12 protein-coding genes are annotated in these 14,582 nt (G+C 35.2%); 6 read left to right on the top strand and 6 right to left on the bottom strand.

Going from position 1 to position 14,582, the window contains the following annotated elements; all coding sequences use genetic code 11:
* Positions 1–7 precede the first annotated feature (7 nt).
* The 3 genes from dacB to AACL18_RS06355 are packed head-to-tail and all read right to left on the bottom strand — an operon-like array spanning position 8 to position 3,599.
* Positions 8–1,501 (bottom strand): D-alanyl-D-alanine carboxypeptidase/D-alanyl-D-alanine endopeptidase, encoded by a 1,494-nt coding sequence (dacB, locus tag AACL18_RS06365; RefSeq protein ID WP_339050049.1) that lies wholly within the window; start codon positions 1,499–1,501, stop codon positions 8–10.
* Between the two features lie 5 nt (positions 1,502–1,506).
* Positions 1,507–2,835 (bottom strand): 23S rRNA (uracil(1939)-C(5))-methyltransferase RlmD, encoded by a 1,329-nt coding sequence (rlmD, locus tag AACL18_RS06360; protein WP_339050048.1) that lies wholly within the window; start codon positions 2,833–2,835, stop codon positions 1,507–1,509.
* Positions 2,823–3,599 carry a 3'-5' exonuclease gene (locus AACL18_RS06355; RefSeq protein ID WP_339050046.1) on the bottom strand — a complete coding sequence of 259 codons (777 nt, stop codon included), beginning with the start codon at positions 3,597–3,599 and terminating at the stop codon, positions 2,823–2,825. The genes rlmD and AACL18_RS06355 overlap by 13 nt, the downstream gene beginning before the upstream one ends.
* A gap of 359 nt (positions 3,600–3,958) precedes the next feature.
* Between AACL18_RS06355 and adk the strand changes: the two genes are divergently transcribed.
* On the top strand, positions 3,959–4,627 hold the full coding sequence (gene adk / locus AACL18_RS06350; RefSeq protein WP_339050045.1) for an adenylate kinase: 669 nt from the start codon (positions 3,959–3,961) through the stop codon (positions 4,625–4,627).
* Positions 4,628–4,632: 5 nt separating this feature from the next.
* Here the strand turns inward: adk and rluC are convergent, their stop codons facing one another.
* The gene (gene rluC / locus AACL18_RS06345; RefSeq protein ID WP_339050044.1) at positions 4,633–5,577 is read right to left on the bottom strand and encodes a 23S rRNA pseudouridine(955/2504/2580) synthase RluC; all 945 of its coding nucleotides are present in this window, start codon (positions 5,575–5,577) and stop codon (positions 4,633–4,635) included.
* Positions 5,578–5,782: 205 nt separating this feature from the next.
* Between rluC and gltA the strand changes: the two genes are divergently transcribed.
* The 3 genes from gltA (at position 5,783) to AACL18_RS06330 (ending at position 9,009) form a co-directional block, all read left to right on the top strand.
* A complete protein-coding gene (gene gltA / locus AACL18_RS06340) occupies positions 5,783–7,072 on the top strand; it encodes a citrate synthase (RefSeq protein WP_339051635.1) in 1,290 nt (429 codons plus the stop codon).
* A 332-nt stretch (positions 7,073–7,404) separates the two neighbouring features.
* A complete protein-coding gene (locus tag AACL18_RS06335) occupies positions 7,405–7,794 on the top strand; it encodes a hypothetical protein (RefSeq protein ID WP_339050043.1) in 390 nt (129 codons plus the stop codon).
* A gap of 537 nt (positions 7,795–8,331) precedes the next feature.
* Positions 8,332–9,009 carry a murein L,D-transpeptidase catalytic domain family protein gene (locus AACL18_RS06330; RefSeq protein WP_339050041.1) on the top strand — a complete coding sequence of 226 codons (678 nt, stop codon included), beginning with the start codon at positions 8,332–8,334 and terminating at the stop codon, positions 9,007–9,009.
* 75 nt (positions 9,010–9,084) lie between these two features.
* Here AACL18_RS06330 and dapE read toward each other — a convergent pair whose 3' ends face one another.
* Positions 9,085–10,221, bottom strand: a complete 1,137-nt coding sequence (gene dapE, locus AACL18_RS06325; protein ID WP_339050040.1) for a succinyl-diaminopimelate desuccinylase — start codon at positions 10,219–10,221, stop codon at positions 9,085–9,087.
* Positions 10,222–10,592: 371 nt separating this feature from the next.
* Here dapE and AACL18_RS06320 point away from each other — a divergent pair, with 371 nt between their 5' ends.
* Complete coding sequence (locus AACL18_RS06320; RefSeq protein ID WP_339050039.1) at positions 10,593–11,603, top strand: inorganic phosphate transporter; 1,011 nt, start codon at positions 10,593–10,595, stop codon at positions 11,601–11,603.
* Positions 11,604–11,655: 52 nt separating this feature from the next.
* On the opposite strand, the gene AACL18_RS06315 is transcribed toward AACL18_RS06320, so the two are convergent.
* On the bottom strand, positions 11,656–11,880 hold the full coding sequence (locus AACL18_RS06315; RefSeq protein WP_339050038.1) for a hypothetical protein: 225 nt from the start codon (positions 11,878–11,880) through the stop codon (positions 11,656–11,658).
* Between the two features lie 192 nt (positions 11,881–12,072).
* Here AACL18_RS06315 and AACL18_RS06310 point away from each other — a divergent pair, with 192 nt between their 5' ends.
* On the top strand, positions 12,073–14,403 hold the full coding sequence (locus AACL18_RS06310; RefSeq protein ID WP_339050037.1) for a DNA internalization-related competence protein ComEC/Rec2: 2,331 nt from the start codon (positions 12,073–12,075) through the stop codon (positions 14,401–14,403).
* Positions 14,404–14,582 lie beyond the last annotated feature (179 nt).

Raw genomic sequence — 14,582 nt, 5'->3', positions numbered from 1 at the left:
ATTTATTTTATACATAACTTCTAGCTAAAAACTCACAAATTCGATTTTCTAATAAGCGATAACCTCCTTGATTATTTTTACCTTGAATTGGATCATTAATTAAAATAGAAAAAGCTAGAACTTGATTATTAGCGGTTCGAACATAACCTGCTAAGCTACTTATTCCATGCATGCTTCCCGTTTTAGCGTGTATCCTACCTAATGCAGGACCACCTAGACGATGTTTTAATGTACCATCGATTCCTGATTGTGGTAAGGATTCAAAAAACAAATCACTATCAGGTAATTGTGTATAAGCGAAATTTAATAATTTAACAAAGGCATTAGGTGTGACTATATTGTTACGAGATAGGCCGGAGCCATCGACCATCACTAGTTGCTTGAAATCAATATCTGTTTTGTTGGCAAGAATAGCTTGAACAGCGTTTCTACCGGTTTTCCAACTACCTTGCACTGAAAAATACTGTTCCCCTAGTTTTTTTAATAAACTATCTGCAATAAGATTATCTGACTTTTTTAACATATTTTTTATTAAAAAAGCAAGTTCAGGAGAGCTATTTTCAGCTAAGGACTTAGCGAGAGGAGGAGTTTTTCCATAGATTAAATTGGAATAGCGGATAGAGTATTTTCTTAATAATCCGGCCACAATATCATAGGTGGCTAAATTTGGATTTTGCAAGGCAACTGCAAATGATAAAGGGCCCATTTTAGGGGAAAGATAGCCTCTTAAAGTATAGTGATTTTTGCTAGCTGCATTCGGCTTTAAATCTAATGAATAACCTCTCTGTCTTAAACGTTTTGTGACTGCCTGATTATCAATAACGATACCTAAATTACTATTACTTTTTGTAATGGTGGGATGTAGTAAACGATTAGGTTTAACACTAACACTAAAACAATTGCGATTGATGATGGTAGCGGTTACAGGGGCTGCATAGCAAAAAATTCTATCGTCAATGACGCGTCCCGGAGGCCAGGTACTCCGATCGATGACAGTATCATCAATAACAATATTACCTTGGACCCTATTTATATGTCGTTCATTTAAAGTCTCTAACATGTCTTTGAGATCCTCGAGCGTTAAATAAGGGTCGCCACTAAATTTAATATACAAATTTCCAGTTAAGACCCCATTATGAATCCCTGCTCCAGAGTTGGTTAAAAAGCGCGTTTTAAATTGGAAATGAGGCCCTAAATAATCCAAAGCAGCAATACCAGTAAATAATTTTAAGGTACTGGCCGGAACAAAACCCCGATTGGCATTATACTGATATAACACTCTTCCGGTGGATAAAGACTGTATGGAAACACCGGTATTAAATCCTTTAAAATGACTTAATATGTTATTCAGGTTTTGTTGAATAGATGAAAGCGATGAATCTTGGCCATTTTCATCATAATAGGCAAAACTTTTCGTCGGGTTTATTAATAAGATCGTAGTGCAAAGTATCCCTATCAAAAACAAAAAATTTTTGAGAAATGTGCTGTTTAGTTTATTCATACAACCTATTTAGTAAATAAACAAATTGCTTCTGAATGATGAGTTTGCGGGAACATATCCATTATTCCGGCTTTTTCTAAACTATAACCTTGTTTTACTAATTCTCCAGCATCTCTAGCCAGACTAGCAGAATTACAGGATACATACACAATACGCTCAACATTCCAATTTGCAATTTGCGAAATGATTTCCAAAGCTCCAGAGCGGGGTGGATCCAATAGAATCTTGTTGAAAGTTTGTTGAGCCCAAGCTTCTTTTAATATAGAACTTGTTAAATCAGCCGTATAAAATTGTGTATTGTTAATATCATTATGTTTAGCATTGGCTTTTGCCCGTTCCACGAGTTCTGCATATCCCTCAATGCCTACGACGAAATGGCATCGTGTGGCTAGAGGTAAACTAAAATTACCTAATCCGCAGAATAAATCCAATATCCGATCGCTGAAATTAGGTGAGAGCAATTCCATAGCTCGTTGAATCATTGCTTGATTGATGTCTGCGTTAATCTGTATAAAATGTTTAGGCTCGAATAAGAGCTCTAGAGGTTTATAACCTTTATTTTCCAAACGATAGCTTAATAATTTAGGATCTGCTGGCCAAATGCAATGAGTGCTATTTTCATTGCCGGGCTGTAGATAAAGTTGGATTTGATGTTGTTCAGCAAAGCTTTTGAGTTGCATTTGATCAGAGTTGTCTAAAGGGGTGAGATGTCGAAAAACTAAGCCCAGTATCTCATCACCGAGTGCCACTTCAATTTGTGGGATAGCTTGAAATGCATTTAGTTTATGAATAAGTTGCTGTAAAGGAATTAAAAGTTCACCAACTCTTGGATCTAAGGTTTTACAAGTTTCTAATTGTGCAAGATAACGTCCATTTTTTTCGCGGAAGCCAACTAACACCACTTGCTTTTTAGTAACATATTTAACCCCAAGGCGTGCACGCCGACGATAGCCCCAGCTCGCACCGGTAAGCGGAGGTAATAATGATTTAGGCACGATTTCAGTGAAATGGCTGAGTTGATCAACAAGTGTCTTTTCTTTATGTTGCAATTGAGCTTGGTTACTTAAATGCTGTAGGCTACAGCCACCACAGCTATCATAATGTAGACAGCCTGGTTGAATTCTATCCGTTGAGGCTTTTAAAACCTGAATAGATTTTGCTTCGTCATAGGAACGTCGTTTTTTGCTGTAGGAGATTAGAACGGTTTCTCCAGGTAAAGCATTTTCGATAAAGGTAATTTTGCCATTAATATGTGCAATGCCACGGCCTTCATGAGAAATGCCTGTAATGACTACAGGAGTCGTATTGGTAGAGAAAGTTTTTAAATTTTCCATGCTTCAATAAATTGTTTAAAATGGGGTTTATTTTCTTCAGTAATTTTTTCACGTACATAAGCGCATTCTTTTTGATAAGTTTCAAAAGAGAAAGTTCCTCGTATTAATTCAAAACGAAGATAGATTAAATAAGTATTCAATACATCTGTTTCGCAATAATCTCGGATGGCTGCTAATTTTCCATCTAAAAAATAATCCCAAACTTGGCTGCCATCCATACCTAGTTTTCCGGGCAAACCTAACATGACAGCAATATCTGTCAGGGGGGCATTTGCACGGCCTTGATAGGCAGCTAATACATCCATCAAATCCGTATGTCGATAATGATAACGACTCAAATAGTTATTCCAACGAAAACTGGCATCGTCATTACCTATATTCCAATAGCTAGGACTACTGATTCCGTATAATAACGCTCGATAATGTAAAACAGGTAGATCGAAGCCACTACCATTCCAGGATACTAAGATGGGTAAATATTTCTCAATACATTTGAAAAATGCTTCTATAAGAGCAGGTTCATCTGAATCGATATTACCCAATGACCCAATTTTAAATTGATTTTTAGTGCGCAATGCAACAGAAATAGCCACGATACGTTGCAAATGATGAGGAAGAAAACTTGAATTACCGGTTTTTTCTTGGCGTTTAGCTAACATTATATTAGCGACTTCCCGATCGTTTTTTTCACTATCTATATTATAAAGAACTCGGCCATTCTTTATGTCAGGAATTGTTTCAATATCAAAAACAAAAGTATTCATAGGATCAGTATAATGTTTTGATGGGATAAAGCCCTTTTAATGTATACTCTTTGCAAAAGATCTAGTGATACGCAAAAAATCATGTTTTTTGATATGTTCTTAGTGTTGGACAGTAAAACGGGTATATTTCCTAAAAAAAGATTCTACATGTTTTATCTCTTTTTATAGTAGACTCTTTGGAAACTTTTTTTGATTGATCTGGTTTGTTATAGTTACTTACAGAAACAATCCTGGTTTTGATTTTTCACTATAGATTGGAAAAATCAGATAGTGATAAAAACATATTTTTAGACTTCTGGCTAGTCCGAATTCGGCTTTTTGTGGATGAAGTTAGACACTTACTGAGATAAGAATAGAAGATGAACATTATTTTACTAGGGCCACCCGGGGCGGGAAAGGGCACCCAAGCAGAGTTTTTAACGACTTTTTATCATATCCCCAAAATTTCTACTGGAGATATACTACGTGATCCGGCTATCCAAGGTACCCCTGTGGGACTTCAAATCAAGGCTTTGATGGATGCAGGTCAATTAATTTCTGATAAGGTTATTATTGAATTAGTCGAATCACGTATTCAGCAAGCAGATTGTGCGAATGGTTTTTTATTTGATGGATTTCCACGTACTTTACCTCAAGCGGAGGCGATACGATCTAACGGAATTTTTATTGATTTCGTTATAGAAATTGAGATTGAGGATGATGAAATTGTAAAACGTCTCAGTGGGCGGCGTATTCATCCCGGTTCCGGCCGTATTTACCATATATTACATAATTCTCCCAAAGTCCCGAATAAAGATGATGTAACAGGAGAACCACTCATTCAACGTAATGATGACACAGAAGCAACTATACGCGAGCGTTTGCGCATTTATCATCAACAAACCAAACCAGTACTTTTTTATTACAATGAATGGCAACGTAGCGGTGATCCGGATGCGCCTTGCTATATTTCAATCAATGGGCATGCTGATGTTGATGAAGTTCGCAGACATATTTTTGCCGAATTAAAGAAGAACAGTCAAAAATAAAAGACCTATGAACTCGGTAAAGAGGTTAAATTTTTCAAAACTTGATTTAAATCTTCTGGCAATTTGGCAGCTAGCGTTATAGTTTTTCCTGTCGAACCTAAAGTAAACTCAAGCTGACTAGCGTGTAAAAAAAGTCGTTTACAGCCTAGTTGACGCATTTTTTTATTGATTTCTTTTTCTCCATACTTTTCGTCCCCAATAATAGGGTGTTTGGCAAATTGAGCATGAACGCGAATCTGGTGGGTGCGGCCAGTGATGGGCATTACTGCGATTAATGTGGATTCAACATAATAATGTTGTACAGAAAATTCAGTTAGGGAACTTTTGCCTTCTGCTTGAACAAGTACGATGCGTTCTCCGGATTGTAATTGATTTTTATACAACGGAGCGTCGACTTTTCGTAACGATTTAGGCCAATGTCCTGCTACTAGAGCAATATAAGTCTTTTTCATCTGACCCGAACGTAATAATTCATGTAATTCCTTTAAAATACTACTTTTTTTAGCCAGTAGTAAACAACCTGAAGTGTCACGATCCAAGCGATGAACTAATTCCAAGAATTTCAATTGTGGTCGCAACAGGCGTAAAGCTTCTATGACCCCTAAATGTATCCCGCTTCCACCATGGACGGCCATACCACTAGGTTTGTTAAGGACTAAAAAATGTTTATCTTCAAAAATAATTGCTTTTTCAAGTAGCCCAGCTAAATTTGCATTTAAAATATTTTTTGGAGTACGGGGGGCAAGTCGTAGGGGGGGGATCCGAATAATATCTCCTTCCTGTAAACGATAATCGGGCTTTACTCTTTTTTTGTTGATGCGTAATTCGCCTTTTCGTATGATTCGATAAAGACGACTTTTAGGTAGACCTTTTAATCGCGACATTAAAAAATTGTCGAGTCTCTGGCCTGAATGGTCATTTGTTACAGTTAATTGTTGAATAGTTTGCACAATATCGTTAATCTAGCATAAATCTAGCACGTCTTTCTAATAATTTGATAAAATCTTATTAAGTTGCCGAAATTGACATCAGTATTTTATCTTTGTTATATATCACCCCGCTTTTTAGATAATTGCTAGTATAGTTTGTGATGAAATTAAATTTATAAATTTAGAGGCTATTATGACTCAATCTGCGGAAGTAACTGCTAAAGATTTGTCTTCTTCCACGGCAACTTTAACTGTTAATGACTTAGCGCCTGTTAATTTGCCGATTTGCAAAGCAACTTTAGGACCTGATGTTATAGATGTGACTCAATTGGCAAAAGTTAATCGATTTACTTATGATCCAGGATTTCTATCTACTGCTTCCTGTTCTTCTAAAATAACTTTTATTGATGGTGATAAAGGTATTTTACTTTATCGCGGTTATTCGATTGATCAACTTGCAGAAAAATCAGATTTTATAGAAGTTGCTTATTTATTGCTTCATGGTGAGTTACCTAATCAAACTCAAAAAAAGAATTTTAATGAAGAAATTAATCAACATACCATGGTACATGAGCAGCTACGTCATTTTTTTCATGGATTTCGTAGAGATGCTCATCCCATGGCAATTATGTTGGGTGTAGTTGGAGCATTATCCGCTTTTTATCATGATTTGTTGGATATTCATAATAAAGAACATCGCAAATTAGCCGCATTAAGATTAATTGCTAAAATGCCAACTCTTGCTGCTATGTCTTACAAGTATGCGACAGGATTGCCTTTTATGTATCCTCTGAATCATTTAAATTATGCCGAAAATTTTATGCATATGATGTTTGGGGTTCCAACTGAAGAGAATCCACCTAACCCAGTGTTGGCAAAGGCTTTAGACAAAATTTTTATTTTACATGCTGATCATGAGCAAAATGCTTCTACATCGACCGTTAGAATGGCTGGCTCTACAGGTGCTAATCCCTATGCCTGCATTTCTGCAGGGATAGCCGCTTTATGGGGACCCGCTCATGGTGGTGCCAACGAAGCATGCTTAAATATGTTGCTTGAAATAGGAGATATTTCTCGTATTAACCATTACATCGAAAAGGCAAAAGATCCCAATGATCCCTTTCGATTAATGGGTTTTGGACATCGTGTGTATAAAAATTACGACCCGCGCGCATCAGTGATGAAAAAAACATGTCATGATGTATTGGAAGAAACTGGGCAAAAAGAAGTGCCTTTATTTAAACTTGCATTAGCTTTAGAGAAAATTGCTTTAGAAGATCCTTATTTCGTTGAAAGAAAATTATATCCTAATGTAGATTTTTATTCGGGTATTACTTTAAGTGCTTTAGGAATTCCTACCAATATGTTTACAGTAATTTTTGCATTAGCTCGCACGGTAGGTTGGATTTCACAATGGGAAGAAATGATGGCTGACCCAAAACTTCGCATTGCAAGACCTAGACAATTGTATATTGGAAGTACGCAAAGAAATTATATAGCTATTGAAAAAAGATAATGAAACCCCCATAAATAATTATCTATTTATATAAATTAGAAATTTGGCAATTAAAAAAATGTTAATAAAAAAGCTGAATTTTTTAATGATGATAAAATATTATATAATAGAATGTCTATTTAGGTTTATACTTCTTAATTAAAGAAAATATTATTTAATATCACCTTAATTTTAAGAAGGTATACTCATAGTAATGGGATTTTTGTCAAGTGCCGCGTCCATACAGCAATCTTTATATAATAATCATGAGGGTTGCGAGTTGAGCGGTCAGACAAAAAATACAAGTGCGAAAAGTATATTGATTGATATTATTTTAACTCTAAGGAATACATATGACGAATGTTAAAACACAAACAAAAACTAAACGAGGTAGACCACCCTTAAGTGCTGCTAAAAAAATGCAACGAAGTAAAGCTGCTATAAACGCTCGTATGACACAAAAAGCCTTACGTGCCAAGATTGCTATGCTGAAAGCCAATTTCAAAGAAAAGCTAAAAATTGCAGAGCAAGAAGCTTATCAAAAAGCACTTGAAAAAGTTGTAAAAATTGAACATAAAAAAATGGAAGCTAATTTCAAGGCTTTAGCAGTTGCAAAGGCTAAAGGAAATCGAAAAAGAATGAAAAGAATATTAACGACAAAGGGTCGAGGAAGGACCTCTCAGCTCAATATAGCTAAAACAGGTACCATACGTAAGCGAGGCAGACCACGAAAAATGAAATAATTTCTATCGCGAAACCAAAGAGAAAAGTTAATCTAATATTTGATTATAACAATACAGCTTAAAAATTTAAGCTAAGCTTTTTTTAAAATCTTCATAGAAAGATTTTTGGTTTGAGCTATCATAAAAGAAGATTTTTTAAGAATATTTAACAAGGAAGGGTCTCGCGAATTGAAATAGCTTATTTTTCTAGGATAGGATTATTCTACATTTTTACCAAATTTCTTCTTTTTATTTAGAGCTAGAACTTTGTTCTATATAGAATAATGATAAAAATAGAATAATCCTTTAATCTGCGAATTTGAGCATAAAAGGACTATTTAGTGAAAATTTCTCGCCTAACACTTTTTACCCATGAAACGCTAGAGTGAGGTTTACTTAATAAGGGTTTTTAATCTAAAGCCCTATTTTCCCTTAGGCTTACATATAATATAAATGTAAGCCTTTTATCTGATAAAACTGGGTAAATACGTTCAAAAATTGTACGAATTATGCTATAGTGGTTTTCTTCTGCTAAAGAAGCAGAGGGGGGGTTATATAGTGATATTAAAGAAAATAACAAGTTTATTACTGCTAGCCAGTGGTCTCTTCGTGATGACCGTTAATGCTAGTCCAGTAAGCCAGGATGCTAACGTGCAAGCTGAGTTGCAGCAACTCAGTGGGCGGGCTCCAGGTCTTAATCCTAAAGTATTACAATTAGGTTTAGAGGCTTATAATAAAGCCAGACAGGAAGGTTTAGACAATCAGCATATTCTAACGATTATTGATTATACTAAGCCATCAACAGCGCGAAGATTGTGGGTATTAGACCTTAACAACAACTCTATGCTTTTTAATGAGTACGTTGCCCATGGACAGAACAGTGGTGGCAACTATGCAACTTCCTTCTCAGATAGACCAGGAAGTTTAGAATCAAGTTTAGGTGTGTTTTTAACCGAATCAACTTATCAGGGTAAACACGGCTATTCATTAAAGTTAAAAGGTCTAGAAAAAGGATTTAACGATAGGGCGGAAGCTCGTGATATCGTAGTCCATAGAGCGGATTATGCGACAGCGCAATTTGCGCAGCAACATGGTCGTCTGGGACGAAGTTGGGGTTGTTTTGCAGTCAGTCCAGCAGTTGCCGATTCATTAATCCATTCGATTAAGAACGGAACGCTAGTATTTGCTTACTACCCTGATCCATCATGGTTATCAAAATCGCAGTTTCTTTCATAATAGAGAACACTAACGATTAACCGCAAGCAGCCCTTAAAGGCTGCTTTTTTTTGTCCGTGTTTTACTGATTTATCTTTAAACACACAAAGTTTTCTTCAAAATTTCTTTATAAATTAAAGCTAATTGTTCAAGATCATCAATAGAGACGCATTCATTAATTTGATGAATAGTACGATTGCATGGACCAAACTCAACAATCTCTGCTCCTAAGGGCGCAATAAAACGAGCATCAGAGGTGCCCCCTGTTGTAGAAATTATAGGTGTAATCCCTGTAAGTTTTTCTATAACATCAAGACAGGCTAAACGTAACTGCCCTGAAGAACTTAGAAAAGGAAGTCCTCCACGTTGCCAAGTGATTTGATATTTTAGATGATGTTTTTTTAAAATATTTTCTACTGTATCTTCTAATTTTTTTGCGGTGGTTGCTGGGGAATAACGAAAATTAAACTTAACCTCTATGTTATCTGGAATAACATTTCCAGCGCCAGTACCGCTATGAATATTAGAAACTTGTAAGCTAGTGGGTTGAAAGTTAGGATAGGCTACTCCTTCATCCCAGTTGATACCCAATAATTCGGCTAGACTTGGGTTAAAGCGATGGATAGGGTTTTCAGCTAATTGAGGGTAAGCAATATGGCCTTGTTTACCTTTAACCATCAAATGGGCTGATAAAGATCCACGGCGACCTACTTTTAAAGTATCTCCTAATTTTTCTTCGCAGGTAGGTTCTCCAACTAAACAGTAATCTATTTTTTCGTATCTGTTTTTAAGTACTTCAACTACTTTTGCAGTGCCATTGATGCTAGGGCCTTCTTCATCACTAGTAATTAACCATGCTATAGAACCACTATGATTAGGATGTTCATCAATAAATTTTTCACAAGCCACTAGCATTGCAGCGAGACTTCCTTTCATATCAGCGCTGCCACGACCAAAAAGTTGTCCATTGCGAATGGTAGGCACAAAAGGAGGGCTATCCCACATATTTAATGGGCCAGTGGGAACGACATCAGTGTGCCCAACAAAAACAAATAAAGGTGATTCTTTTCCACGTTTGGCCCAAAAATTATTGACATCCGCAAATGGTAAGTGTTCAATCGCAAAACCCAGGCGCTTTAAGTGCTGACATAAAACATTTTGACAACCTTCATCTTCTGGAGTCACTGAAGGTCGAGCAACAAGTTGTTGAATTAATTCAATAAGCGATAACATAAGATATAATTTTACATTAAAGGGTTACTATAGGAAATAAGAGATGGAATTTAAAGAATGAACTATAGAATTTTAAGAATTAAAAATAACTGAAGTATACTCATAGCAATTGAATTTTTGGCAAGGTGCTGTGAGAATGAAGCTATCGGAATGTATTCAAAATACATGAGGATTGCGAATTGAGGGACATAGACAAAAATTCAAGTGCGAAGAGCATAAACACAATAAGTTTTTTCACTAATTATAAATTCCCATATGAAATATAATTCAATATCCATTTTTTATAAAATTGGCTTCACGTCGCCAGAGTGCCAACCCTACCAACGTCGTGTATACTTGACACCAAGTTTTGGTGATGGAAAGAATGCTTTATGACGAGCACTTTAGTATTTATTTATTTCGTTATTGTCTTAGCATTTATCTTCGACTTTATTAATGGTTTTCACGATGCGGCAAACTCTATCGCTATTATGGTTGCAACAAAGGTTCTAAAACCTTTAACAGCGGTATTATGGGCGGCATTTTTTAATTTTATTGCTTTCTTATTTTTTCATCTAAGTGTTGCGACCACTATAGGCTCAGGTCTTATCGAACCTAATATCATTACCCCCTATGTGCTTTTTGCGGCTCTAATCGGCGCAATTATTTGGAATCTTTTAACCTGGTATTTTGGTTTACCATCAAGTTCTTCTCATGGATTAATAGGAGGGCTGGTCGGCGCAGCTTTAGTGGCAGGAGGCTGGCATGTTTTAAATTGGCATGGATTGCTACCTGTATTGATAGCAATAGTCTTGTCACCCTTGTTGGGGTTATCAATTAGTTGGTTGTTGATAAAATTAGCACATTTTTTTTTAAAAGATATAAATCCCGATAAGACTCAATGTTGGGCTAAACGCGCTCAATTTGTTGCAGGAGCCTTATTAAGTTTAGGCCATGGTGGTAATGATGCCCAAAAAACAATGGGTATTATCGCTGTATTATTATTTTCTACAGGTCTTTTGAATGGGCATTTTTATGTTCCATTTTGGGTAATTATTTCTTGTAATTTCGTAATGGGATTGGGAACACTTATCGGAGGTTGGCGTATTGTGCATACCTTAGGAAATAAAATAACCCAATTAACTCCTTTAAGTGGCGGATGCGCAGCGACAGGTGCTGCATTCACGTTATTTGCAGCTACCGATTTGGGTATTCCTGTTTCTACTACGCATACAGTGACAGGAGCGATTCTTGGAGTAGGCTCAACAAATGGTTGGCTCAATACCCATTGGCCCACTATTCGACGAATTATGTGGGCATGGATATTAACTATCCCAGCAGCAGGATTAGTTGCCAGCTTTGTTATGGTTTTAGCTGTACCGTTAAAAATTGTTTTACATTAAATGCAAATTATAAATAAAAAATATTTTTATTTTTATTTTAGATAGTCTTATATTATTTAGGTTCAAATTTAGGTACTTTGAAAACTTCACTTTTATCATCTGCCAGATTAGTATTTGAGCATCCTAATTTTTGAAAAAAATTAAAAAATCCCTTTTTTTCATTAGAGTTTGTTTTTTCAGAAGAATTAGAGGAAGTTTCTGTAGGTAATTTTGGAATAGTATTTTCAGAACTAGATTTATCAGAGGCTCTTTTATTCAGATCAGTTGATTTTTGCATACGACACTCCTTGTTAAACTAATTTAGTTTGCTTTTAATTTATATTTAATTTTAGATATATTTATTAAGTATACAAGATAATGGTTTAAATAAAAAATAATATTAAATATTATTTTTTATTACTATAAAGGTGTTTTTAAATAAATTTAAAAAAAATATACAATAAGACAAGTTATCGCTAAATAAAAAAATATGGCCCGCTGGACGTTAGGGTTTTTAATCGGTGTGGTATGGATCACACATTTCTCGCACTTACCTACGGTAAAACTAGCCTATTTACTAATATTATTTAGTATAATTTTAATTACTTTCGCCTTTTTTAAACGACTATTTTTTGCAAATTGGATTTCATTTTTTGTTGCTTGTTGTTTAGGTTTTTCTTGGTCGTTAATAATTGCGCATCAACAACTTGCCTTACAATTGCCAAAAATATTAGAAGGTAAGACCCTCATTGCAAAGGGACGGATAATAACTATTCCAGAAAATCATTTGAATGTCGTACGCTTTGACTTTCTTATCCAAAAGCTAGAGACCTCAGTATTTTTACGGTATCCCATACCTGTACGAATTAAAGGGTATTTTTACAAAAATTTAAATGTATTAACTAATTTTAAAAAAGGAGATATTTGGCAATTCGCTTTGCGCCTACGTCGTCCTCGTGCTTTTTGGAATCCTGGTAGCTTTGATTATCAAGCCGAGTTGTTCCAACAAAACATTTGTGCTACAGGTTATCTATTAGAAAAATTACCTTTACACCTAATTCAGCGAACAAATGTATATTATTTTATCGATACTCTACGTCAAAAGATTACTACAAATGTAAAAAAAGCGTTACAAGCTTACCCTTTAATAGGACTTATAAGTGCACTAACGACAGGAATGCGTTGTGAAATTACTGATGAACAATGGCGAGTAATGCGTGGTACTGGGACTAATCATTTATTTGCTATTGCAGGTTTACATCTCGCTTTCATTGCAGGAATTATTTATTGGATAGTTCGTTTTACTTTTTGTCGTATACCCGTTGTCACTTTGTATATTCCAGCGCCGAAAATTGCTGGCGCATTTACATTATTATTAACCATTTTCTATAGTGCTCTAGCGGGGTTCGCTATTCCGACCCAGCGTGCTTTACTGATGTTATCTATATTTTCATTGGCTATAATCAAACGGCGCTATCTTAGTAGTTGGCATTCATTTCATTTAACATTATTAATTATTTTAATAATAGAACCTTTTTCAGTACTTTCAGCAAGTTTTTGGTTATCCTTCACAGCAGTTATATTAATTTTTTATGCTGTCTCAAATCGCATGAAGCCATTAAAAAATTGGCGATTTTGGTGCCGAATACAATTAACTTTGTGTTTAGGGCTGATTCCTTTATCTTTATTATTTTTTCAGCAAATTTCTTGGATTAGTTTTATTGCTAACTTAATAGCCATTCCATCTATTGGCTTTTTAATTTTACCGCTTAGTTTATTAGGTAGCTTACTTAGTTTAGTAAGCTCTGTTCTGGGAAACAATATCTTAATTTTCGTAGAAAAATTACTGGAGATGCTTTGGAGTTTACTCCATTTTTTTTCAGAAATGCCTTTTACTCAATATTATGCATATTTATCAAACCGCTGGATTTTAGCTTCAAGTATAATTGGCATATTATTAATTTTGGCGCCTAGGGGAACACCAACTCGTTGCTTAGGTTTCATTTGGCTCTTACCTTTATTTTTTGGAGAAAGTCAGGGGCCACAATATGGTGATATTTGGCTTCATCTTCTCGATGTGGGTCAAGGTTTAGCTAGTGTAGTTCGTACTCAACATCATGTCCTGATTTATGATACAGGTCCTCGCTTAAGCCCATCCTTTGATGCAGGAAAATTGGTTTTACTTCCTTTTTTACAAACAATCGGTGTTCATAAAGTGAATCTGATGGTTATTAGTCACGGTGATAATGATCATAGTGGTGGAGCGACGATTATTTTAAAACAAATACAAGTAGATAAAATACTGAGTAGTATTCCTAAAAAATTTTTACCAAGAATCGTAAATTTGTGCGAAGAAAAAATGCGCTGGCAATGGGATGGAGTTAATTTCGAGATTTTATACCCACCCTTTAATCTTGACTATCTAGGTAATAATAGTTCATGCGTGCTAAAAATTAGTAACCAATTACAAAGTATTTTATTAGTTGGTGATATAGAAAAAGCTGCAGAAAACTATCTTGTTCATACAAAGCAAAAATCTTTACAAAGCACAGTATTAATCGTTCCCCATCATGGTAGTAAAACTTCTTCAAGCATAGAATTTTTAAACTATGTACAACCAGCCTATGCTTTGTTCCCAACGGGCTTTCATAATCGATTTAAATTCCCGCATAAAATTGTATTAAATCGTTATCAACGTTTAGGTTCTAAAATCTATAATACAGCGACCGAAGGAACTATTACATTAAAATTAAATGCTCGTTCTTATAATATACAAGCAGAGACTTACTATGAAAGAAATCATCATTTTTGGCAAGATTAATACATTGAAAGATAAAAGATTTTAAATATTTATTGTTATGAATTGACGTGACTCTGACAAAAATTCATGCAATAAATTAAAAAGGGCCGTAAAACGGCCCAAGGGGGTATATCTGTGTTAGTAACGTCCTTGTAGCATCCTTGCTAACACTACATCCTTGTAGTGTAGACATCCTTATC

Origin of the sequence: Rickettsiella endosymbiont of Xylota segnis, from assembly GCF_964019545.1 — a bacterium.
In the GTDB taxonomy this organism is placed as follows: Bacteria; Pseudomonadota; Gammaproteobacteria; order Diplorickettsiales; family Diplorickettsiaceae; genus Aquirickettsiella.
The sequence above is the reverse complement of the archived record's forward strand: the minus strand, read 5'-3'. Positions and strand labels throughout refer to the sequence as shown.

What these genes read in the sequence shown, in the direction of transcription:
- dacB (WP_339050049.1), bottom strand. Translation starts at nt 1,501, where the DNA reads ATGAATAAACTAAACAGCACATTTCTCAAAAATTTTTTGTTTTTGATA.
- rlmD (WP_339050048.1), bottom strand. Translation starts at nt 2,835, where the DNA reads ATGGAAAATTTAAAAACTTTCTCTACCAATACGACTCCTGTAGTCATT.
- AACL18_RS06355 (WP_339050046.1), bottom strand. Translation starts at nt 3,599, where the DNA reads ATGAATACTTTTGTTTTTGATATTGAAACAATTCCTGACATAAAGAAT.
- adk (WP_339050045.1), top strand. Translation starts at nt 3,959, where the DNA reads ATGAACATTATTTTACTAGGGCCACCCGGGGCGGGAAAGGGCACCCAA.
- AACL18_RS06335 (WP_339050043.1), top strand. Translation starts at nt 7,405, where the DNA reads ATGACGAATGTTAAAACACAAACAAAAACTAAACGAGGTAGACCACCC.
- dapE (WP_339050040.1), bottom strand. Translation starts at nt 10,221, where the DNA reads ATGTTATCGCTTATTGAATTAATTCAACAACTTGTTGCTCGACCTTCA.
- AACL18_RS06320 (WP_339050039.1), top strand. Translation starts at nt 10,593, where the DNA reads ATGACGAGCACTTTAGTATTTATTTATTTCGTTATTGTCTTAGCATTT.
- AACL18_RS06315 (WP_339050038.1), bottom strand. Translation starts at nt 11,880, where the DNA reads ATGCAAAAATCAACTGATCTGAATAAAAGAGCCTCTGATAAATCTAGT.
- AACL18_RS06310 (WP_339050037.1), top strand. Translation starts at nt 12,073, where the DNA reads ATGGCCCGCTGGACGTTAGGGTTTTTAATCGGTGTGGTATGGATCACA.